We start from the raw sequence: 20,525 nt of genomic DNA, 5'->3' as shown, positions 1-20,525 counted from the left end.
GGGCCGGTTCACATGCTGGGTCGCCGCCGCGGTGCCCGAGTCTACCCCCGATAACATGGTTCGGTGACTCCCGCAGAACTCGCCGAGGTCGTCCTCTCCGCAGCCCACGCCGTCTTCATCGACCGGGGGCTGGATCCCGCCGCGCTGCCCGCGCAGACGGTCCTCGAGCGGCCCCGCAACCCAGAGCACGGCGACTACGCCTCCACGCTGGCGCTGCAGCTCAGCAAGAAGGTGGGCGTGCCCCCGCGGGAGCTGGCCGCCGCCCTGGCCGAGCGGCTCGGCCGGGCGCCGGGGATCAAGTCGGTGGAGATCGCCGGCCCGGGCTTCCTGAACATCCGGCTCGACGCCGCCGCCGCCGGGCAGCTCGCCAAGGTGATCGTCGAGTCCGGCCCCGAGTACGGCCGCAGCGACACCCTCGCCGGTCAGAAGATCAACCTGGAGTTCGTCTCGGCGAACCCGACCGGACCGGTGCACATCGGCGGGGTCCGCTGGGCGGCCGTCGGCGACGCGCTCAGCCGGCTGCTCCGCGCAACCGGGGCGGAGGTCGGCACCGAGTACTACTTCAACGACGCCGGCTCCCAGATCGACCGGTTCGCCCGGTCGCTGCTCGCCGCTGCCAAGGGCGAGCCGGCCCCGGAGGACGGCTACGGCGGGGCGTACATCGCGGAGATCGCCGCCGAGGTGGTCGAGCGCCGGCCGGACGTGCTGGAGCTGGACGACGCCGCCGCCCAGGAGGTGTTCCGGGTCGAGGGCGTCGCGCTGATGTTCGAGGAGATCAAGTCCTCGCTGCGCGACTTCGGCGTCGAGTTCGACACCTACTTCAACGAGAAGGACCTGCACGACCGGGGCGAGCTGGACCAGGCGCTGGCCCGGCTGCGCGAGCAGGGGCACGTCTTCGAGGCCGAGGGCGCGACCTGGCTGCGCACCACCGACTTCGGCGACGACAAGGACCGGGTGCTGCGCAAGTCCAACGGCGAGTGGACGTACTTCGCCGCCGACTGCGCCTACTACCTCGACAAGCGCGAGCGCGGGTTCGAGCGCGTGGTGATCATGCTGGGCGCCGACCACCACGGCTACATCGGCCGGATGAAGGCGATGGCCGCCTGCTTCGGCGACGACCCGGAGCGCACCCTGGAGATCCTCATCGGGCAGCTGGTCAACCTGGTCCGCGACGGCGCCCCGGTGCGGATGAGCAAGCGGGCCGGCACCGTGGTCACCCTGGAGGACCTGGTCGACGCGATCGGCGTGGACGCCGCCCGGTACGCGCTCGCCCGCTACTCCAGCGACTCGCCGATCGACATCGACGTCGAGCTGTGGACCCGGGCCACCCGGGACAACCCGGTCTACTACGTGCAGTACGTCGCGGCCCGGACCGCCAGCGTGGGGCGCAACGCCGCCGAGGTGGGGCTGACCCGGGGCGACGCCGCCGACTTCCACGCCGAGCTGCTCGCCCACGAGAAGGAGAACGAGCTGCTCAAGGCGCTCGCCGAGTTCCCCGCCGTGGTCGCCTCCGCGGCGGAGCTGCGTGGGCCGCACCTGGTCGCCCGCTACCTGGAGCGGCTGGCCGGGGCTTACCACCGGTTCTACGACAACTGCCGGATCCTGCCGCGCGGCGACGAGGAGGTCACCGACCTGCACCGGGCCCGGCTCTGGCTGAACGACGCCACCCGGGTGGTCATCGCCAACGGCCTGCGCCTGCTCGGCGTCTCCGCCCCGGAGAGGATGTAACTTCCGATGCGCGCTCACGAGGCCGGTGCCCTGCACGGTGACATCGGCAGCCGGCCGCCCTGGCTGCGTCCGCCGGGCGACGTCAACGCCCTGGTGCCGCAGCTCTGGCCGCGCAACGTGACCCGGGCCGCCGACGGCGCGCTCGCCGTCGCGGGGCTGGACGTCCGCGATCTCGCCGCGGAGTACGGCACCCCGGTGTACGTCCTCGGCGAGGACGACCTGCGGTCGCGCTGCCGGGATTACCGGGCCGCCTTCCCGGACGCGGACGTCTACTACGCCGGCAAGGCGTTCCTCTGCCGCGCGGTGGTCCGGATGATCGCCGAGGAGGGCATGTACCTCGACGTCTGCACCGGCGGCGAGCTGGCCACCGCGCTCTCGGCCGGGATGCCGCCGGAGCGGATCGGCTTCCACGGCAACAACAAGTCCGTGGCCGAGCTGAGCCGGGCCCTCGACGCCGGGGTGGGCCGGATCATCCTCGACTCGTTCGCCGAGATCGACCGGCTCACCGCGCTGGCCCGCGAGCGCGGGGTACGCCCCGGCGTGCTGATCCGGGTGACGGTCGGCGTGGAGGCGCACACCCACGAGTTCATCGCCACCGCCCACGAGGACCAGAAGTTCGGCTTCTCGCTGGCCGGGGGCGCCGCCGCGGCCGCCGCCTTCAAGGTCATCGACGAGGGCGTGCTGGAGCTGCGCGGGCTGCACTCGCACATCGGCTCGCAGATCTTCGACGCCAGCGGCTTCGAGGTCTCCGCCCGCCGCGTGCTCAGCCTCCAGGCGCAGATCCGCGACGCCCGCGGCGTGGAGCTGCCCGAGCTGGACCTGGGCGGCGGCTTCGGCATCGCGTACACCACCCAGGACGACCCGGCCTCCCCGCACGACCTCGCCAAGCGGCTCCGCCGGATCGTGGAAGGGGAGTGCGCGGCCGAGAAGCTCGCCGTGCCGCACCTCTCCATCGAGCCCGGCCGGGCCATCGTCGGACCCGCCGTCTTCACGCTCTACGAGGTCGGCACGGTCAAGGACGTCGACGGGATCCGGACGTACGTGAGCGTGGACGGCGGGATGAGCGACAACATCCGCACCGCGCTCTACGACGCGTCGTACTCGGCGACGGTGGCCAACCGGGCGTCGGCGGCGGAGCCGCTGCTCGCCCGCGTGGTGGGAAAGCACTGTGAGTCCGGGGACATCGTGGTGAAGGATGAATTCCTGCCCGCCGACGTGCAGCCCGGAGATCTTGTCGCGGTGCCCGGCACCGGGGCCTACTGCCGGAGCATGGCCAGCAACTACAACCATGTCCCGCGACCCCCGGTCGTCGCCGTCCGCGACGGTCAGGCCCGTCTGATCGTTCGACGGGAGACCGAAGAAGACCTGCTCGCATTGGATGTCGGATGAGCTCACCTGTGCGCCTGGCGTTGCTCGGCTGCGGCACCGTCGGCGGCGACGTGGTACGGCTGCTGCACGAGCAGTCGGCCGACCTCGCCGCCCGGATCGGCGCCCCGCTGGAGATCGCCGGGATCGCCGTACGCCGGCTCGGCCGCGACCGCGGCGACCTGCCCGTCGACCCCGCCCTCTTCACCACCGACGCGCTCGGCCTGATCAAGCGGGACGACGTCGACATCGTGGTGGAGGTCATCGGCGGCATCGAGCCGGCCCGCGGCTGGCTGGTGGAGGCGCTGCGCGCCGGCAAGAGCGTGGTCACCGCCAACAAGGCGCTGCTCGCCGAGGACGGCGTGACGCTGCACGACGCGGCGGCCGAGGGCGGGGCCGACCTCTACTACGAGGCCTCCGTCGCCGGGGCGATCCCGCTGCTGCGCCCGCTGCGTGAGTCGCTGCACGGCGACCGGATCAACCGGGTCACCGGCATCGTCAACGGCACCACCAACTTCATCCTCTCCGCGATGGACGCCACCGGCGCCGGCTTCGCCGAGGCGCTGGAGGAGGCGACCGAGCTCGGGTACGCCGAGGCGGACCCGACGGCCGACGTGGAGGGCTTCGACGCCGCCGCCAAGGCCGCCATCCTCGCCTCGCTGGCGTTCCACACCCGGGTCGGCGCCGCCGACGTGCACCGCGAGGGCATCACCGAGGTGACCGCCGCCGACGTGGCCAGCGCCAAGGCGATGGGCTGCACCATCAAGCTGCTCTGCATCGCCGCCCGCAACACCGACGCGGCGGGCCGGGAGACGGTCAGCGTGCGCGTGCACCCGGCGATGATCCCGCTGACCCACCCCCTCGCGAGCGTCGGCGACGCGTTCAACGCGGTCTTCGTCGAGGCCGAGGCGGCCGGGCAGCTGATGTTCTACGGCCGGGGCGCGGGCGGCGCGCCGACCGCCAGCGCCGTCCTCGGCGACGTGGTGGCGGTGGCCCGCAACCGGCTCGCCGGGGTGCACGCGCCCAGCGAGTCGGCGTACGCCGACCTGGCGGTGCGGCCGATGGGCGAGGCGCTGACCCGCTACCACATCAGCCTCGACGTGGCCGACCGTCCCGGTGTGCTGGAGGCGGTGGCCGGGGTGTTCGCCCGGCACGAGGTCTCCATCGCCACCGTGCGGCAGGGCCCGGCGGGTGGCGGCCCGGCCGGCCGGGGCGAGGACGCCGAACTGGTCATCGTCACGCACGTCGCGCCGGACGCCGCGCTCGCGGCCACTGTCCGGGCGCTGCGCGGGCTGGAGATCGTCCGCTCGGTGACGAGCGTGCTGCGGGTCGAGGGCGGGCTGTAGATCGTGTCCCGTCAGGTGGTTAAGGGCGGGTGCGCCGGGCGGCGGCCCGGGACGCTGGTCCAGGCTTGACGTGCGACAGGGCCGGTAGAGGCGAGGAGAGCGACATGTGGCGGGGTCTGATCGAGACGTACCGGGACCGGCTGCCGGTCACCGACGCCACCCCGGTCGTCACCCTGCACGAGGGGAACACCCCGCTGCTGCCGGCGCCGGTGCTCTCCGCCCGGCTCGGCTGCGACGTGCACCTCAAGGTCGAGGGGGCCAACCCGACCGGCTCGTTCAAGGACCGGGGCATGACCGTCGCGGTCTCCAAGGCGGTCGAGGCCGGCGACAAGGCGATCATCTGCGCCTCCACCGGCAACACCAGCGCCTCCGCCGCCGCGTACGCGGCCCGCGCCGGGATCACCTGCGCGGTGCTGGTGCCGCAGGGCAAGATCGCGCTGGGCAAGCTGGCCCAGGCGCTGGTGCACGGCGCCAAGCTGCTCCAGGTCCAGGGCAACTTCGACGACTGCCTGGCACTGGCCGGCAAGCTCGCCCAGGACTACCCGGTGGCGCTGGTCAACTCGGTCAACATCAACCGGCTGCACGGGCAGAAGACCGCCGCCTTCGAGATCGTCGAGGCGCTCGGCGACGCGCCGGACATCCACTGCCTGCCGGTCGGCAACGCCGGCAACATCTCCGCCTACTGGATGGGCTACTCAGAGGACGTGCGCGACGGCAACGCGACGAAGGCCCCGAAGATGTACGGCTTCCAGGCCGCCGGCGCCGCGCCCATCGTCACCGGCCGGGTGGTCCCGGAGCCGTCCACCATCGCCACCGCCATCCGGATCGGCAACCCGGCGAGCTGGACCAAGGCGATCGACGCCCGGGACGCCTCGGACGGCCTGATCGCCGCGGTCACCGACCGGGAGATCCTCTCGGCGTACCGGCTGCTGGCCCGGGAGGTCGGCGTCTTCGTCGAGCTGGGCAGCGCGGCCAGCGTGGCCGGCCTGCTCCAGCAGGCCGCCGCGGGCAAGGTCCCGTCCGGCTCCACCGTGGTCTGCACGGTCACCGGCCACGGCCTCAAGGACCCCGAGTGGGCCATCTCCACCGCCCCCGCCCCGATCACCATCGCCAACGACCCCCTGGCCGCCGCCCGCTCCCTGGACCTCGCCTAACCCCCACCCACCCCACCCCACCCCGCCCCACCCACCCACCCACCCCACCCCTCGCCGGGTTGATCATGAAGTTGTTGTCACCCGCACCGGCGTGTCGCGGCAACAACTTCATGATCAAGGGGTGGTCGGCCGGTTGGTGGGGCGGGGTGGGGTGGGGCAGCGGGGGTGGGTGGGGGTGGGGAGGATCATGTCCGGCAGACTTTGCCTACCCAGCCAGACCCTTCCTCAGGAGTGAGCCACGCCGATGTCGCCGCTCGCCAGATTCAGCCTCCTCAACCGAGGGCTGATCGCCCTCATCGCGCTGGTGACCACGGCGTTCGGGGCGTACGCCGTGCCGTCGCTGAAGCAGCAGCTCCTGCCGTCGCTGGAGTTCCCCGCCGCGTTCATCGTGGCGGCGTACCCGGGCGCCGCGCCGGAGATCGTCGAGTCCCAGGTCACCGAACCGATCGAGAACAGCCTCCAGGGCATCCCGGGGCTGGACAAGGTCACCTCCACCTCCCGTGAGGGCGCCACCACCGTCCAGGTGCAGTACGAGTTCGGCACCGACCTGGACGACGTGGTGAACAAGATGCAGACCGCGCTCAACCGGATCGACGCCCAGCTCCCTGCGGGGGTGGACCCGCAGGTCATCGCCGGCAGCACGGACGACCTGCCCGCCGTGGTGGTCGCCGCGACCGGTGGCGACGACGAGCGGGCGCTGGCGGAGAAGCTGCGCCGGACCGTCGTACCGGAGCTGGAAGGCCTGGACGGGGTCCGCACGGTCGCGGTGACCGGCACCCGCGACCAGGTCGTGCTGATCACCCCCGACCCGGCGAAGCTGGCCGCGGCCCGGCTCGCGCCCACCGCCATCGCCGAGGCGTTGAAGACCAACGGCGTCGCGGTGCCGGCCGGCGCGGTCGCCGACGGCAGCCGGTCGCTCCCCGTCCAGGTCGGCACCCCGGTCCGGACCGTCGACGACCTGCGCGGCATCGTGCTGGCCACCGCTCCCGCGGCCCCGGTCCGGCTCGGCGACGTGGCCCGGGTCGAGCAGCAGCTCGCCCCGGCCACCGCGATCACCCGGACCAACGGCAAGCCCAGCCTGGGCATCGCCGTCACCGCCACCCCCGACGGCAACGCCGTCGACATCTCCCACGAGATCCGGGACCGGCTCGACGACCTGATGACCGCCTCCGGCGCGGACCTGACGGTCGTCTTCGACCAGGCCCCGTTCGTCGAGCGATCCATCGAGAGCCTCACCACCGAGGGCCTGCTCGGCCTGCTGATGGCGGTCGTGGTGATCCTGGTCTTCCTGCTCTCCGTCCGCTCCACGCTGGTCACCGCGGTCTCCATCCCGCTGTCGGTGCTGGTCGCGCTGATCGCACTCTGGGCCGGCGACTACTCGCTCAACCTGCTCACCCTCGGCGCGCTGACCATCGCCGTCGGCCGGGTGGTCGACGACTCCATCGTGGTGCTGGAGAACATCAAGCGGCACCTCGAGTACGGCGAGCCGAAGCGGGACGCGATCCTCGGCGCGGTCCGCGAGGTGGCCGGCGCGGTGACCGCCTCCACGCTCACCACGGTCGCCGTCTTCGCGCCGATCGCGCTGGTCGGCGGCTTCGTCGGGCAACTCTTCGCGCCGTTCGCGATCACCGTGACGGTCGCCCTGCTCGCCTCCCTGCTGGTCTCGCTGACCGTGATTCCGGTGCTGGCGTACTGGTTCCTGAAGCCGCGCCGCGGCGGCGCGGACGACGCGGCGGCCCGGCGCGCCGCCGAGGAGAAGGAGCTGCGCAGCCCGCTGCAGCGGGCGTACCTGCCGGCGATCGGTTTCGCCACCCGGTCCCGGAAGACCCGGTGGATCACCGTCGGGCTGGGGCTGCTGGTGCTGCTCGGCACCTTCGGGCTCGCGCAGAAGCTGGAGACCAACTTCCTGGACGACTCCGGCCAGGACACCCTCAACATCACCCAGGAGCTGCCGGCCGGCACCGGGCTGGCCGGCACCGACCAGGCGGCCGCGAAGGTCGAGGCGGTGCTGGCGCGTACCGAAGGCGTGAAGACGTACCAGGTGAGCGCGGGCGGCAACGACCAGCCGTGGGCGGGCGGCGGCGGCAACAACACCGCCACCTTCTCGGTCGCGCTCGACGAGGGCACCGACGCGGCGGCGGTCCGGCGGACCCTGCGCGACGAGTTCGACGCCCTCGGTCCCGACGCCGGCGAGCTGAGCTTCGGCGCCGGGCAGAGCACCTCCGCCAACCAGCTCGAGGTGGTCGTGCAGGCCGCCGACCCCGAGGCGCTGACCCGCGCCGCCGAGGCCGCCCGCGACGCGATGGCCGGTACGCCGGGCGTCGAGGACGTCTCCACCAGCCTGGCCGAGCGGGTGCCCCGGATCGACGTCACCGTCGACCGGGTGGCCGCGGCCCGCGCCGGGCTGACCGAGGCGGCGGTTGGCCAGCTCGTCGCCCAGGCGTACCGGGGCGCGCCGCTGGGCCAGGTCGGCCTCGACGGGGCGCAGCAGGACGTGGTGCTGAGCACCGGGGCCCGTCCGCCGGTGAGCGTGGCCGAGCTGCGGGCGCTGCCGGTCGGCCGGGTCAAGCTGGACGACATCGCCGACGTGAACCAGGTGGAGGGGCCGCAGCAGGTCACCCGGATCGACGGTGAGCGCAGCGTCTCCGTCACCGGTACGGTCACCGGCTCCAACCTGGGCGCGACGACCCAGGAGCTGCAGAAGCGGCTGGACGCGCTGGACGTGCCCGGGGCGACCTTCACCGTGGGCGGCGTCAGCGCGGACCAGAAGGAGGCCTTCGCCGACCTGGGGCTGGCCGTGCTGGCCGCGATCGCGATCGTCTTCCTGATCATGGTGGGCACGTTCCGCAGCCTGACCCAGGCGCTGATCCTGCTGATCTCCATCCCGTTCGCCGCCACCGGCGCGATCGGGCTGCTGCTGGCCACCGGGACGCCGCTGGGCGTGCCGGCGCTGATCGGTGTGCTGATGCTGGTCGGCATCGTGGTCACCAACGCGATCGTGCTGCTCGACCTGATCAACCAGTACCGGGCGCAGGGCAGGGGCGTGACCGAGGCGGTGGTCGAGGGTGGCCGGCGCCGGCTGCGGCCGATCCTGATGACCGCGGTCGCCACCATCTTCGCGCTGCTGCCGATGGCGCTCGGGCTCACCGGCGAGGGCGGCTTCATCTCGCAGCCCCTCGCCGTGGTGGTGATCGGTGGCCTGCTCAGCTCGACGCTGCTCACCCTGATCCTGGTGCCGACGCTCTACACGATGGTGGAGCGCACCAAGGAGTCGCTGCGGGAGCGGCGGGCGCGGCGTACCGGTGGCACCGCCGCCGTCGGGTCGGCCCGGGCCACCGTCGGGGCCGGCGCCGACGACCAGCGGGCGGAGGCGGGGGTGGCCCGCGCCGGGCGGACGCTCGTGGATCCGCCGGCCCGGGCGGCGCCGTCGGCGGCGCTGATCGACGGGACCGACCAGTTCGAGGTGCTCCGCCTGCCGAAGAGCCGCCGGTCACCGTTGCCGCCCACCGAGTGAGCGGGTGACCCGGAGCCGCCCCCCGCAGGCCGAGCCTGCCGGGGGCGTCTTCGTCCGGCGGTGCGGCGTCATCCGTGGGACGAGCTGCGTCCGATGTCCGGCGCTGTACCGTGTGTGAGTTGTCGCATACTGTGAGTGTCGGATCGCTCCGGAAGGGGCGACCGTCCCGGGGCGGGGGCGGGGGCGGGGGCGGGGGCCATGGCGCCGGCGCCGTCGAGGTCACCTGGGGGTACGCGCCAGCGACCGGCTGATCGCGCTCACCTTCGACGACGGCCCGCTGCCACAGTGGACGCCGATGGTGCTGGACACGCTGGACCAGCTCGCCGTACCGGCCACGTTCTTCCTGGTCGGCGCGCGGGTCCGGCAGCACGCCGCGCTGCTGCGCGGGCGGCTGGGCCGGCACGAGGTGGGCAACCACGGCTGGGCCCACCAGGACCCCTTCGTGACGGTCTCCCAGCTGCTCGGTCAGGCCACGGCCGTCTGACCGGCCCGATAGGGTTCCGGCGTGTCACCCACCCTCTCGGTCCTCGTCCGCAACCGCGACTTCCGCAACCTCTTCCTCGCCGAGCTGGTGGTCTTCGGGGCGGACTGGTTCGTGATGGTGCCCCTGCTGGTGCTCCTGCCCGAGCTGACCGGCAGCGGGGTGTGGGGCGCGCTGGTGCTCGCCGTGGACACCGGCACGGTGGCGCTGATGCTGCCGTACACCGGCACCATCGCGGACCGGTTCGACCGCCGGAAGATCATGATGGTGGCCAACGTCGCCGCCCTGGTCGGCGTCCTGCTGCTGCTCGGGGTCCGCAGCGCCGGGACGGCGTGGCTGGCGCTGGTGGCGATCGGCGCCGTGGCGGTGGCGAAGGCCTTCTACTCGCCTGCCGCCCAGGCGGCCCTGCCCAACGTGCTCGACCCGGACGATCTCGCCGCCGGCAACGCCGTCGCCGGCTCCGCCTGGGGCACCATGACGGTCGTCGGCGCCTCGCTCGGCGGCATGCTGAGCGCCGCCGCCGGCCCGTACGCCTGCTTCTGGGTGGCGGCGGTCGGCCTGGCGCTCGCGGCGGGCCTGGCCGCGTTCATCCGCCGTCCGTTGCAGTCCGCCCGCGAGCCCGGTGGTCCGGTGCAGCGCACCTGGCCGGCGATCCGCGAGGCGTTGCGCTACATCGGCCACCGGCCCCGGGTGCTGGCGCTGGTCACCGTGAAGTCGGCGGTCGGGCTGGGCAACGGCGTGCTGACCGTCTTCCCGCTGCTCGCCGGCGTGTACGGGGTCGGCGCGGTCGGCACCGGCCTGCTCTTCGCGTCCCGGGGCGCGGGCGCCCTGGTCGGGCCGATCCTGATGCGGCGGGTGCTCACCAACCGGGCCTGGCTGCTGGTGGGCCTGGCCCTGTCGATGTCCCTGTACGGCGTGGCCTACCTGGGCGCCTCGCTGGTCAGCTGGTTCCCGCTGGTGCTGGTGCTCGTCTTCCTCGCCCACTTCGGCGGCGGCAGCAACTGGGTGCTCTCCAACTACGCCCTGCAGGGCGAGGTGCCGGACCGGCTGCGCGGCCGGGTCTTCGCCACCGACATGATGCTGGCGACGCTGGCCATCTCGGTCAGCCAGCTGGTGGTGGCCCTGGTGGTGGACGCCGTGAGCGAGCGGACGGTGCTGGCCGGCTGCGGCCTGGTCACCCTGGTGTACGCGGTCGGCTGGCGGCTGGCCACCCGCCGGCTCTCCCTCACCGATCCGGCGACCGAGCCGGAGTCCGCCTCCGCCTCCTGACCACCCGGTCCGTCGCCCGGGGCCAGCCCGTTGGTGGATCGGCGTCAGGCTGATGGAATCGCGCGATTCCCATCAATCGGGCGGAGCGCCGCGATGTCGGACCCGAGCTCTAGCATGAGCCGGTGCCGATGACTTTCAGCTCCGGTCCCGTCCGGGTCCGGGTGCCCGCGACCAGCGCGAACCTGGGCCCGGGTTTCGACGCGCTCGGCCTGGCCCTAGGGCTGTACGACGACGTGGCGGCCGAGGTGACCCCGGGCGGCGTACGCGTGACGGTGACGGGCGAGGGCGCCGGCGAGCTGCCCGAGGGCGAGCGGCACCTGGTCGCGACGGCCATGCGGGCCGCCTTCGACGTGCTGGGCGGGCAGCCGCCGGGCCTCGCGCTGGAGTGCGTCAACCGGATCCCGCAGGCCCGGGGCCTGGGCTCCTCCTCGGCGGCCATCGTCGCGGGCGTGCTGCTGGCCCGGGCGCTGGTCGCCGACGGAGCCGAGCGGCTCGACGACGACGCCGTGCTGCGGCTGGCCGCCGAGATCGAAGGGCACCCCGACAACGTGGCGCCCTGCCTGCGCGGCGGCTTCACCATCGCCTGGACCGAGCCGTCCGGGGCGCGCGCGGTGTCGCTGGCCGTCGCCGACGGCGTCCGGCCGACGGTCTTCGTGCCCGCGGAACGCGGCCTGACGGCCACCGCGCGGGCCGCGCTGCCGGTCACCGTGCCGCACGCCGACGCCGCACTGACCGCCGGCCGGGCGGCGCTGCTGGTGCACGCGCTGACCGTGGCGCCCGGGCTGCTGCTGCCGGCCACCGTCGACCGGCTGCACCAGGACTACCGCGCCGGGGGGATGCCGGGGACGGCGGCCCTGGTCAGCGCCTTGCGTGCGACGGGTGTGGCGGCTGTGGTGAGTGGGGCGGGGCCGACGGTGCTGGCCCTCACGGAGGTGCCGGAGGGCTTCGACCCGGGAACAGACTGGCAGCTCTGGCAGTTGCCCATAGACGTCAGCGGTGCCCGGGTCACCCGGGGTAGAGTGGGACACGCCGAGCGGGACCCTGTTGCCGCAGGTCGCAAGAGTTGATTACGCTCTAGACTCAGCACAGCCGCGAAGCATGCGATCTCCTGCGGGTCGGCGCACCCCCGAAGCTCTCGGCGGTCAGCCCGTCACCCCTGCCAAGGCCCACGCCGCACCGCAGTTTCCACAGGTCGCCGCAGACGGCGAGACCTGCTCACCGACGTTGGTGAGTCGGGAAACCGACCGGCTGCTGTGTCACAGACTCCCGCGACGCGTCATATGCGAGGCGGGTGCACCGAGGCCGCCCGGCCACCTGGTTTTCGACTCCGGGCAGTCCCGGCCTATCGAGGGAAGGAATCCATTGAGCGACACCACCGACGTGACGTCGGATGTTTCCAACGTCGCTGGCGATGCCACCACCGCCGCCCCCACACGCCGTCGGCGCAGCGGTACCGGCCTGTCGGCGATGCTGCTGCCAGAGCTGCAGAGCCTGGCCGCGTCGCTCGGTATCTCCGGCACGGCTCGCATGCGTAAGGGCGAGCTGATCAGCGCGATCACCGAGCGGCAGGGCGGCGCCGCCGCCGGGACCCCTCGACCGCGGGCCGAGGTCGCGGCTGCGGCCGCTCCCGCCCGCGAAGAGGTGCGCGCCGAGGTGCTCCAGGAGCGGGCCGACACCGAGCGCCGCCCCGCCGAGCAGGCTCCGGCGGCTCCGGCCGCCGAGGTGACCGAGGGTCGCACCCGGACCCGTCGTGGCCGGGCCGTTGCGACGGCCGAGCCGCGCACCGAGGAGGCTCCGGCCGAGACCGGCGAGCGGGCCGAGCGTGGCGATGGCCGCGGCGGTCGTGAGCGCGGTGCCGAGCGTGCCGAGCGCGGCGGCGAGCGTGCCGAGCGCGGTGCCGAGCGTGCCGAGCGCGGCGGCGAGCGTGCCGACCGGGCCGAGCGCGGCGGCGAGCGTGCCGACCGGGCCGAGCGCGGCGGCGAGCGTGCCGAGCGGGCCGAGCGCGGCGGCGAGCGTGCCGAGCGCGGGGCCGAGCGGGGCGACCGCAACGAGCGCGGCGACCGGGGCGAGCGCAACGAGCGCGGCGACCGGGGCGACCGGGGCGACCGCAACGACCGTGGCCAGCGCGCCGAGCGGGACAACGACTCCGACGAGGACGGCGAGGGCGGCGGCCGGCGTGGCCGGCGCAGCCGGTTCCGGGACCGTCGGCGCGGCCGGGGCGACCGCCCCGAGGGCGGCGGCGACGGTGGCGGCCGCGAGCCGCAGGTCAGCGAGGACGACGTGCTCGTCCCGGTGGCCGGCATCATCGACGTGCTCGACAACTACGCCTTCGTCCGGACCACCGGCTACCTGGCCGGCCCGAACGACGTGTACGTCTCGATGTCCCAGATCAAGAAGTACGGCCTGCGCCGGGGTGACGCGATCACCGGTGCGGTCCGGGCCGCCCGCGACGGTGGCAGCGACCAGCGGCGCGACAAGTACAACCCGCTGGTCCGGCTGGACACCATCAACGGGATGGAGCCGGAGGAGGCGCGGCGGCGGCCGGAGTTCTACAAGCTGACCCCGCTGTACCCGCAGGAGCGGCTGCGGCTCGAGACCGAGCCGCACATCCTGACCACCCGGGTGATCGACCTGGTCATGCCGATCGGCAAGGGCCAGCGGGCGCTGATCGTCTCGCCGCCGAAGGCGGGTAAGACGATGGTGCTGCAGGCGATCGCGAACGCGATCACCCGCAACAACCCGGAGTGCCACCTGATGGTGGTGCTGGTCGACGAGCGGCCGGAAGAGGTCACCGACATGCAGCGGTCGGTGAAGGGCGAGGTCATCGCGGCCACGTTCGACCGTCCGCCGCAGGACCACACCACGGTGGCGGAGCTGGCGATCGAGCGGGCGAAGCGCCTGGTCGAGCTGGGGCACGACGTTGTCGTGCTGCTCGACTCGGTGACCCGGCTCGGTCGGTCGTACAACCTGGCGGCGCCGGCCAGCGGCCGGATCATGTCGGGTGGTATCGACTCCACCGCGCTCTACCCGCCGAAGCGGTTCCTCGGTGCGGCCCGCAACATCGAGAACGGCGGCTCGCTGACCATCCTCGCCACCGCGCTGGTGGAGACCGGGTCCATGGCGGACACGGTCATCTTCGAGGAGTTCAAGGGCACCGGTAACGCCGAGCTCAAGCTGGACCGGAAGATCGCCGACAAGCGGGTCTTCCCGGCGATCGACATCAACCCCTCCGGTACCCGCAAGGAGGAGGTCCTGCTCGCGCCGGAGGAGCTGGCGATCATCCACAAGCTCCGCAAGGTGCTGCACTCGCTGGACTCGCAGGCGGCGCTCGACCTGCTGCTGGACCGCCTCAAGCAGTCCCGCACCAACATCGAGTTCCTGATGCAGATCGCGAAGTCGACGCCGGGGGAGTGACACCGCCCCGGTAGGACACCGACGAAGGGCACGGCCACCACGGCCGTGCCCTTCGTCGTACCCGGGCACCGGCGTGAAGTTTTCCTTCGGTTCAGCCGCCGGGTATTGAAACTTCTGTGCAGCGTCGGGTTGACTGTCGTCCATGCGTACCCGCAGACGATCCGCCCGTCTCGCCGGCGTCCTGCTGCTGACGCCGCTGCTCAGCATTCCCGGACCGGCCCCGGCCGGCCTCGCGGCGCCCGCCGGTGACGCCCGCACCGCCGTCGAGGACGCCCCCGCCGCCTCCTCCTACCCCGCCTCCTCGGTGGCGCTGGCCCCGGCGGCCGGCGTCGAGCCGGCCGACGGCCTGGAGACCGCGAAGACCATCCGCCCGGTCGCCCCCGGACTCGACCTCACCTCCTTCGACCGGTACGACGCCGAGGGCTGGCTGCGCGCCGACGCGCTCACCGCCGACCTCTCCGGCGGCGTCACCGTCGACTACGTCAACTCCGGAGAGGTGACCCGGGACGAGCCGCTGCGCGCGGCGGCGGACCGCTCCCGGGCGGTCGCCGCCGTCAACGGTGACTTCTTCGACATCAACAACTCCGGCGCGGCGCAGGGTGTCGGCATCCGCTCCGGCGACCTGATCCAGTCGCCGGTCGCCGGGCACGCCAACGCCGCCGCGATCAGCGCGGAGGGGCTGGGCCGGATCATCCAGGTGGGCTTCGAGGGCAGCGCGACGCTGCCGGCCGGGCCGGTCCCGCTGACCCAGTTCAACAACATGGTGCAGCGGGACGGCATCGGCGTCTTCACCCCGCTCTGGGGGTCGTACCCCCGGCAGCGGGCGGTGACCGGCGCGGCCCGGGTCGTCGAGGTCGCGATGACCGGCGGCCGGGTCGCGGCCGTGACCACCGCGCCCGGCGAGGGACCGATCCCGGCCGGGACCACCGTGCTGCTCGGCCGGGAGGCCGGTGCGGACGCCCTCGCGGCGTTGCGCCCCGGCGACCCGGTGGACGTGGCCTGGCGGCCGAAGGCGTCCGACGGCGGTAGCCTGCGCGCCGCGGTCGGCGGCGGCAACGTGCTGGTCCGGGACGGGGTGGTGCAGAACATCGCCGACCCGACCCTCGCGCCGCGCACCTCGGTCGGCTTCTCCGCCGACGGGCGAAGAATGATCATGTTGACCGTGGACGGTCGGCAGGTGGACAGTCGCGGCGTCACCCAGACCGAGATGGGCCGGATGATGGTCGAGCTGGGCGCGTACACCGCACTGAACCTCGACGGCGGCGGCTCCTCGACCCTGCTCGCCCGGGAACCGGGCGCGGCGGCGGTGCAGGTGGAGAACAGCCCGTCGGACGGCACCGAACGACCGGTCCCCAACGGCCTGGCCATCTACGCGCCGCAGGGCAGCGGCCGGCTCGCCGGGTACTGGCTGGAGACCGTGAGCGACCCGACCGCCGCGCCCGGCGTCGCCCCGATCCGCGGTGGCCGCCCGGACCGGGTCTTCCCCGGCCTGACCCGCCGGCTCACCGCCGCCGGCTACGACGAGACGTACGGGCCGGCCGCCGGAGCGCCGGAGTGGCGGGCCAATCCGGCCGTCCACGGAAAGATGGACGACGAGGGCGTCTTCCGGGCCGGCGCGCCCGGCCGCAGCACCGTCACCGCCTGGCGGGCGGAGGCCAGCGGCACCCTCGACCTCACCGTCCTCGGGCCGCTGGCCCGGATCGACTCCACCGCGGACCGGCTCGGCCTGAACCGGCAGGGTGACACCGGGCTGTTCGGGGTGGTCGGCTACGACGCCGAGGGGAACACCGCGCCGATCGAGCCGGCCGACCTGAAGCTTGAGTACGACCGAAAGCTGCTCGCGGTCACTCCCACCGGCGACGGCACCCTCTCCGTCAAGGCGCTCGGCGACAGCGGTTCCGCCCTGGTCACCGTCCACGTCGGCGACCGCACCACCGTGCTGCCGGTCACCGTCGGACTGACCGACGTCCCGGTCGCCGGCTTCGACGACGCGCCGTCCTGGAAGTTCAGCCAGGCCCGGGCCAGCGGCTCCGTCGCCCCGGCGCCGGGCCACACCGGCCCGGGCCTCAAGCTGTCGTACGACTTCAGCCAGTCCACCGGCACCCGGGCCGCGTACGCCGACCCGCCGGCCTGGATCGAGGTCCCCGGCCAGCCGCAGGCGTTCGGCATGTGGATCCACGGCAACGGCAAGGGGGAGTGGCCCAGCCTGCACCTGCACGACGCCCAGGACACCCAGCACGTGCTGCGCGGCCCCTACATCACCTGGACCGGCTGGAAGTACGTCGAGTTCGCGGTCCCGGCCGGCGTGCAGTACCCGGTCCGGGTCCGCCGGTTCTACGTGGCGGAGACCAACCCGGCGGCGCAGTACACCAGCGAGATCGTCATCGACGACCTGGTGGCGAAGGTGCCCCCGACGGTCCAGGCGCCGCCGGAGGAGCCGCGCACCGACCGGGTGGTGCTCCGCGACGGCACCGTGGACGGCGCGCCCTGGCGCTTCGCGGTCATGTCCGACGCCCAGTTCGTCGCCGCCGACCCGGACAGCGACCTGGTCGCCCAGGCCCGCCGTACGCTCCGCGAGGTCAAGGCGGCGAAGCCGGACTTCCTGATCATCGACGGGGACTTCGTGGACACCGCGTACCCGGCGGACTTCGCGCTGGCCAAGCGGATCCTCGACGAGGAGCTGGGCGACGAGCTGCCCTGGTACTACGTGCCCGGCAACCACGAGATCATGGGCGCCCCGATCACCAACTTCCGGAACGTCTTCGGCGACACCTCGCGGGTCTTCGACCACGGCGGCACCCGGTTCGTCACCCTGAACAGCTCCACCGGCTCCCTGCGCGGCAGCGGGTTCGACCAGGTGAAGCTGCTGCGCGACACCCTCGACTCCGCCGCCGCGGACCCGGCCGTCGGCTCGGTCGCCGTGCTGTTCCACCACCCGCCGCGCGACCCCAGCCCGGCGAAGGCGAGCCAGCTCGGTGACCGCAAGGAGGCGGCGCTGGTGGAGCAGTGGCTGGCCGACTTCCAGCACCGCACCGGCAAGGGCGCGCTCGTCGTCAACGGGCACGTCGGCACCTTCCACGCCGACCGGGTGGACGGGGTGCCGTACGTCATCAACGGCAACTCCGGCAAGAACCCGTCCACCCCGCCGCAGCTCGGCGGCTTCACCGGGTGGACCGAGCTCGGCGTCGACCCGGTCACCCCGGAGGAGGCGGAGCGCGCCCGACGCGACCCGCTCGTCGAGGGGCCGCGCTGGGTCGACGCGGAGTTCCACGCCCACGTCGACCGGCTCGCGCTGACCGCGCCGGCGAGCGTGGCGGTCGGCGACCCGGCGGCGGTCGCCGCGACGCTGACCCAGCCCGGTGGTCGTACCGTGCCGGTGGCCGCCCCGGTCAGCGCCGACTGGTCCGGCTCGCCGAACCTGCTCATCGGCGCGGCCGACGGGGTGAAGCCGTGGCACGTGGCCCGGTTCGACCCGGCCACCGGGCGGCTGACCGCGCTGCGGCCCGGGGCGCAGGTGCTGCTCGCGGTGACCGTCAACGGCGTCCGCGCCGAGGCGACGGTCGCCCTCACGGCGGCGGCTCCTGGGGAGGCACCCGCCGCCTGACCGTCGGCTCCGGGGCGGTGGAGCCACGCCGCGCCCCGGAGCCGGCCGGTCAGAAGTCGCCCTCGGCGACCTGGAACACGGTCAGGCCGAGCGACCGCCACATCCGGACCACCTGCATCCGGTCGTCGAAGACGCCGACCACCCGGTACCGGTCCCTGATCTCCCGCTCGTAGATCTCCTGCTTGACGATCGCGTCCTTGCGCTGGTCGCCGAGCGCCCGCAGGTGCAGCGCCAGATAGGGGACCTTGACGTGCCGGGCCAGCCAGGCCTCCGTGTCGGCCCGGGCCGAGGCGTCCCGGCCGGAGCAGAAGACCACCCCGTGGCCGGCCGCGTGCATCGCCCGCACCGCCGCGATGACCGCCTCGTTCGGCGCGTCCTCGGCCACCCGGGTCATGTCGTACGGACTGCGGGAGACGTTCAGCGCCACCGTGCCGTCGATGTCCACCAGCACGATCGCCGGCGGCTCGGGGTGCGGCGGGTGGACCGCGGCCGGCGTGCCCGTGCGGGCCGTCGGCACCGGCAGCGGTAACGAGCGGTTGGCCAGGTAGCGGTCGTGCAGCCGGCGGATCGCCGCCTCGCCGACCCGGTCGGACTCCGGCCGCGCGGCGTCCCGGCGCAGGCACTCCTCCAGCGGCACGTCGGTGAAGTCGTGCACCTCGAACGTGGCGCCGAACCGCTCGGCCAGCTCCGCCCAGTCCCGCAGGGTCCGGGCCCGGAGGTTGGTGTCGTCCACGCAGACGCTGACCCGGGCCGCCAGCAGCGTCTCCACCTGGGCCCGCTGGGCCCTGGTGACCTGCCCCTCGGCCCACTGGGTGAAGAGCCGCTCGCCGTGCATCATCCGGCGCAGGTCGTCCCGGTTGACCCGGACCACACCCGGCTGGAGCCGGCGGGCGAAGGTCGTCTTGCCGGAGGCCGGCAGGCCCCGGGTCGCGATCAGACGGAACATGCCTCCCACCCCCGGTTCGTCCGGTCCCGGCCCGCGCCGGGGTCTCACCGTACGACCCGGCGAATGCCCGCGAGCGGGGCGGGAATGCGTCCGGGGAGGCGAGTGTTACGCCTGCCGGACCAGCTGTGCGGCCCGCTCGCCGGGTCGGCCGACGCCCGTGGCACACTGGTCAATCGGCCACCGGTTCCGGTTCACGCCCGAGCCCGTCGTGTACGACGGGCACCGACGGCGACCCGGCGACCACCCACGAAAGGACCGAGGCGAGATGAAGCAGAACATCCACCCGGAGTACGTGACCACCGAGGTCAGCTGCTCCTGCGGTAACACCTTCACGACCCGCAGCACCGCCAAGGGCGGCGCCATCCACGTCGAGACCTGCAGCGCCTGCCACCCGTTCTACACCGGTAAGCAGCGCGTTCTCGACACCGCCGGCCGGGTCGCGAAGTTCCAGCAGAAGTACGCCAAGGTTCAGGCCAAGAAGGCCAAGTAGCTTCACCGACGACGCCCGTGTCCGGCTCCGTGCCGGACACGGGCGTTCGTCCGTTCTCGCCAGTTTCCGTCCGCCCGCCCGTTGCCGTCGAAGGAGCACCCGCAGCATGAGCACTGAGCGCCTGGCCGCCCTCCTCGACGAGTACGCCGAGCTGGAGAAGCGGCTCGCCGACCCGGCCATCCACGCCGACCAGGGCACCGCCCGGCGGGTGGGTCGCCGCTACGCCGAGCTCGTCCCGCTGCACAAGGCCGCCGACGAGCTGGAGCAGGCCCGCGCCGACCTGGTCGCCGCCCGCGAACTGGCCGGCGAGGACCCGGCGTTCGCCGCCGAGGCCGAGTCGATCGCGGCGACCCTGCCGGCGCTGGAGCAGCGGCTGGCGGAGCTGCTGATCCCGCGCGACCCGCACGACGCCAAGGACGTGATCGTGGAGATCAAGGCCGGCGAGGGTGGCGAGGAGTCGGCCCTGTTCGCCGGCGACCTGCTGCGGATGTACACCCGCTACGCCGAGCGACACGGCTGGGTCACTGAGGTGATCGACGCGCAGGACTCCGACCTCGGCGGGGTCAAGGACGTCTCGCTGGCGATCAAGACCAAGGGCGTGCCGGAGGGCGGCAACGGGGTCTGGTCCCGGCTCAAGTGGGAGGGCGGCGTGCACCGGGTGCAGCGCGTCCCGGTCACCGAGTCGCAGGGCCGGATCCACACCAGCGCGGCCGGCGTGCTGGTGCTGCCGGAGGCCGAGGATGTGGACGTCACCGTCGACTCGAACGACCTGCGGATCGACGTGTTCCGCTCGTCCGGCCCGGGCGGCCAGTCGGTCAACACCACCGACTCGGCGGTCCGGATCACCCACGTGCCGACCGGGATCGTGGTCTCCTGCCAGAACGAGAAGTCCCAGCTGCAGAACCGGGAGCAGGCGATGCGGATCCTGCGCGCCCGGCTGCTCGCGGCGGCTCAGGAGCAGGCCGACGCGGCCGCCTCGGACGCCCGTAAGGCACAGGTCCGGACGGTGGACCGCTCGGAGCGGATCCGCACCTACAATTTCCCGCAGAACCGGATCACCGACCACCGGATCGGCTACACCGCGTACAACCTCGACCTGGCCCTCGCCGGCGAGCTGGACGGCGTCCTGGACGCCCTGACGGAGGCCGACCGCGCTGCCCGCCTCGCCGGGGAGACCGAGCTGACCCGCCGCTGACCGCCCGCCCCTGCCCGGC

13 protein-coding genes are annotated in these 20,525 nt (G+C 73.5%); 12 read left to right on the top strand and 1 reads right to left on the bottom strand.

Annotation, left to right across the window (positions count from 1 at the left end; translation table 11 throughout):
- Window positions 1–63: 63 nt before the first annotated feature.
- The 10 genes from argS to EV384_RS32805 all read left to right on the top strand — a co-directional run bounded on the left by argS (window position 64) and on the right by EV384_RS32805 (window position 17,875).
- Entirely contained in the window at window positions 64–1,728 is a 1,665-nt protein-coding gene (gene argS / locus EV384_RS32850; protein WP_130339544.1) for an arginine--tRNA ligase, read from the top strand.
- A gap of 6 nt (window positions 1,729–1,734) precedes the next feature.
- Window positions 1,735–3,117, top strand: coding sequence for a diaminopimelate decarboxylase (lysA, locus tag EV384_RS32845; RefSeq protein WP_130339542.1), 1,383 nt, complete (start codon window positions 1,735–1,737; stop codon window positions 3,115–3,117).
- Window positions 3,118–3,125: 8 nt separating this feature from the next.
- A complete protein-coding gene (locus EV384_RS32840; RefSeq protein WP_207232711.1) occupies window positions 3,126–4,439 on the top strand; it encodes a homoserine dehydrogenase in 1,314 nt (437 codons plus the stop codon).
- A 104-nt stretch (window positions 4,440–4,543) separates the two neighbouring features.
- Window positions 4,544–5,593 carry a threonine synthase gene (gene thrC / locus EV384_RS32835; RefSeq protein WP_130339539.1) on the top strand — a complete coding sequence of 350 codons (1,050 nt, stop codon included), beginning with the start codon at window positions 4,544–4,546 and terminating at the stop codon, window positions 5,591–5,593.
- 244 nt (window positions 5,594–5,837) lie between these two features.
- The gene (locus tag EV384_RS32830) at window positions 5,838–9,107 is read left to right on the top strand and encodes an efflux RND transporter permease subunit (RefSeq protein WP_130339538.1); all 3,270 of its coding nucleotides are present in this window, start codon (window positions 5,838–5,840) and stop codon (window positions 9,105–9,107) included.
- Between the two features lie 295 nt (window positions 9,108–9,402).
- Window positions 9,403–9,591 (top strand): polysaccharide deacetylase family protein, encoded by a 189-nt coding sequence (locus EV384_RS37495; RefSeq protein ID WP_423202935.1) that lies wholly within the window; start codon window positions 9,403–9,405, stop codon window positions 9,589–9,591.
- Between the two features lie 21 nt (window positions 9,592–9,612).
- Window positions 9,613–10,857, top strand: coding sequence for an MFS transporter (locus tag EV384_RS32820; RefSeq protein ID WP_130339536.1), 1,245 nt, complete (start codon window positions 9,613–9,615; stop codon window positions 10,855–10,857).
- A 128-nt stretch (window positions 10,858–10,985) separates the two neighbouring features.
- On the top strand, window positions 10,986–11,924 hold the full coding sequence (gene thrB, locus EV384_RS32815) for a homoserine kinase (protein ID WP_130340948.1): 939 nt from the start codon (window positions 10,986–10,988) through the stop codon (window positions 11,922–11,924).
- A gap of 295 nt (window positions 11,925–12,219) precedes the next feature.
- Entirely contained in the window at window positions 12,220–14,271 is a 2,052-nt protein-coding gene (gene rho, locus EV384_RS32810; RefSeq protein ID WP_130339535.1) for a transcription termination factor Rho, read from the top strand.
- A 142-nt stretch (window positions 14,272–14,413) separates the two neighbouring features.
- Entirely contained in the window at window positions 14,414–17,875 is a 3,462-nt protein-coding gene (locus EV384_RS32805) for a phosphodiester glycosidase family protein (protein WP_130339534.1), read from the top strand.
- Between the two features lie 49 nt (window positions 17,876–17,924).
- Here EV384_RS32805 and EV384_RS32800 read toward each other — a convergent pair whose 3' ends face one another.
- On the bottom strand, window positions 17,925–18,821 hold the full coding sequence (locus tag EV384_RS32800) for a phosphatase domain-containing protein (RefSeq protein WP_130339533.1): 897 nt from the start codon (window positions 18,819–18,821) through the stop codon (window positions 17,925–17,927).
- Window positions 18,822–19,086: 265 nt separating this feature from the next.
- On the opposite strand from EV384_RS32800, the gene rpmE reads away from it, so the two are divergent.
- Together rpmE and prfA are read left to right on the top strand one after the other, a co-directional pair.
- A complete protein-coding gene (rpmE, locus tag EV384_RS32795; RefSeq protein WP_089012801.1) occupies window positions 19,087–19,311 on the top strand; it encodes a 50S ribosomal protein L31 in 225 nt (74 codons plus the stop codon).
- Between the two features lie 106 nt (window positions 19,312–19,417).
- On the top strand, window positions 19,418–20,506 hold the full coding sequence (prfA, locus tag EV384_RS32790; protein ID WP_130339532.1) for a peptide chain release factor 1: 1,089 nt from the start codon (window positions 19,418–19,420) through the stop codon (window positions 20,504–20,506).
- The last annotated feature ends 19 nt before the right edge of the window (window positions 20,507–20,525 follow it).

The sequence above is a fragment of the Micromonospora kangleipakensis genome, from assembly GCF_004217615.1.
In the GTDB taxonomy this organism is placed as follows: domain Bacteria; phylum Actinomycetota; class Actinomycetes; order Mycobacteriales; family Micromonosporaceae; genus Micromonospora; species Micromonospora kangleipakensis.
The sequence above is the reverse complement of the archived record's forward strand: the minus strand, read 5'-3'. Positions and strand labels throughout refer to the sequence as shown.

Excerpts from the sequence above, each read along its gene's own strand:
- lysA (WP_130339542.1), top strand. The coding sequence starts at position 1,735 with ATGCGCGCTCACGAGGCCGGTGCCCTGCACGGTGACATCGGCAGCCGG.
- thrC (WP_130339539.1), top strand. The coding sequence starts at position 4,544 with ATGTGGCGGGGTCTGATCGAGACGTACCGGGACCGGCTGCCGGTCACC.
- EV384_RS32830 (WP_130339538.1), top strand. The coding sequence starts at position 5,838 with ATGTCGCCGCTCGCCAGATTCAGCCTCCTCAACCGAGGGCTGATCGCC.
- EV384_RS37495 (WP_423202935.1), top strand. The coding sequence starts at position 9,403 with ATGGTGCTGGACACGCTGGACCAGCTCGCCGTACCGGCCACGTTCTTC.
- thrB (WP_130340948.1), top strand. The coding sequence starts at position 10,986 with ATGACTTTCAGCTCCGGTCCCGTCCGGGTCCGGGTGCCCGCGACCAGC.
- EV384_RS32805 (WP_130339534.1), top strand. The coding sequence starts at position 14,414 with ATGCGTACCCGCAGACGATCCGCCCGTCTCGCCGGCGTCCTGCTGCTG.
- EV384_RS32800 (WP_130339533.1), bottom strand. The coding sequence starts at position 18,821 with ATGTTCCGTCTGATCGCGACCCGGGGCCTGCCGGCCTCCGGCAAGACG.
- rpmE (WP_089012801.1), top strand. The coding sequence starts at position 19,087 with ATGAAGCAGAACATCCACCCGGAGTACGTGACCACCGAGGTCAGCTGC.
- prfA (WP_130339532.1), top strand. The coding sequence starts at position 19,418 with ATGAGCACTGAGCGCCTGGCCGCCCTCCTCGACGAGTACGCCGAGCTG.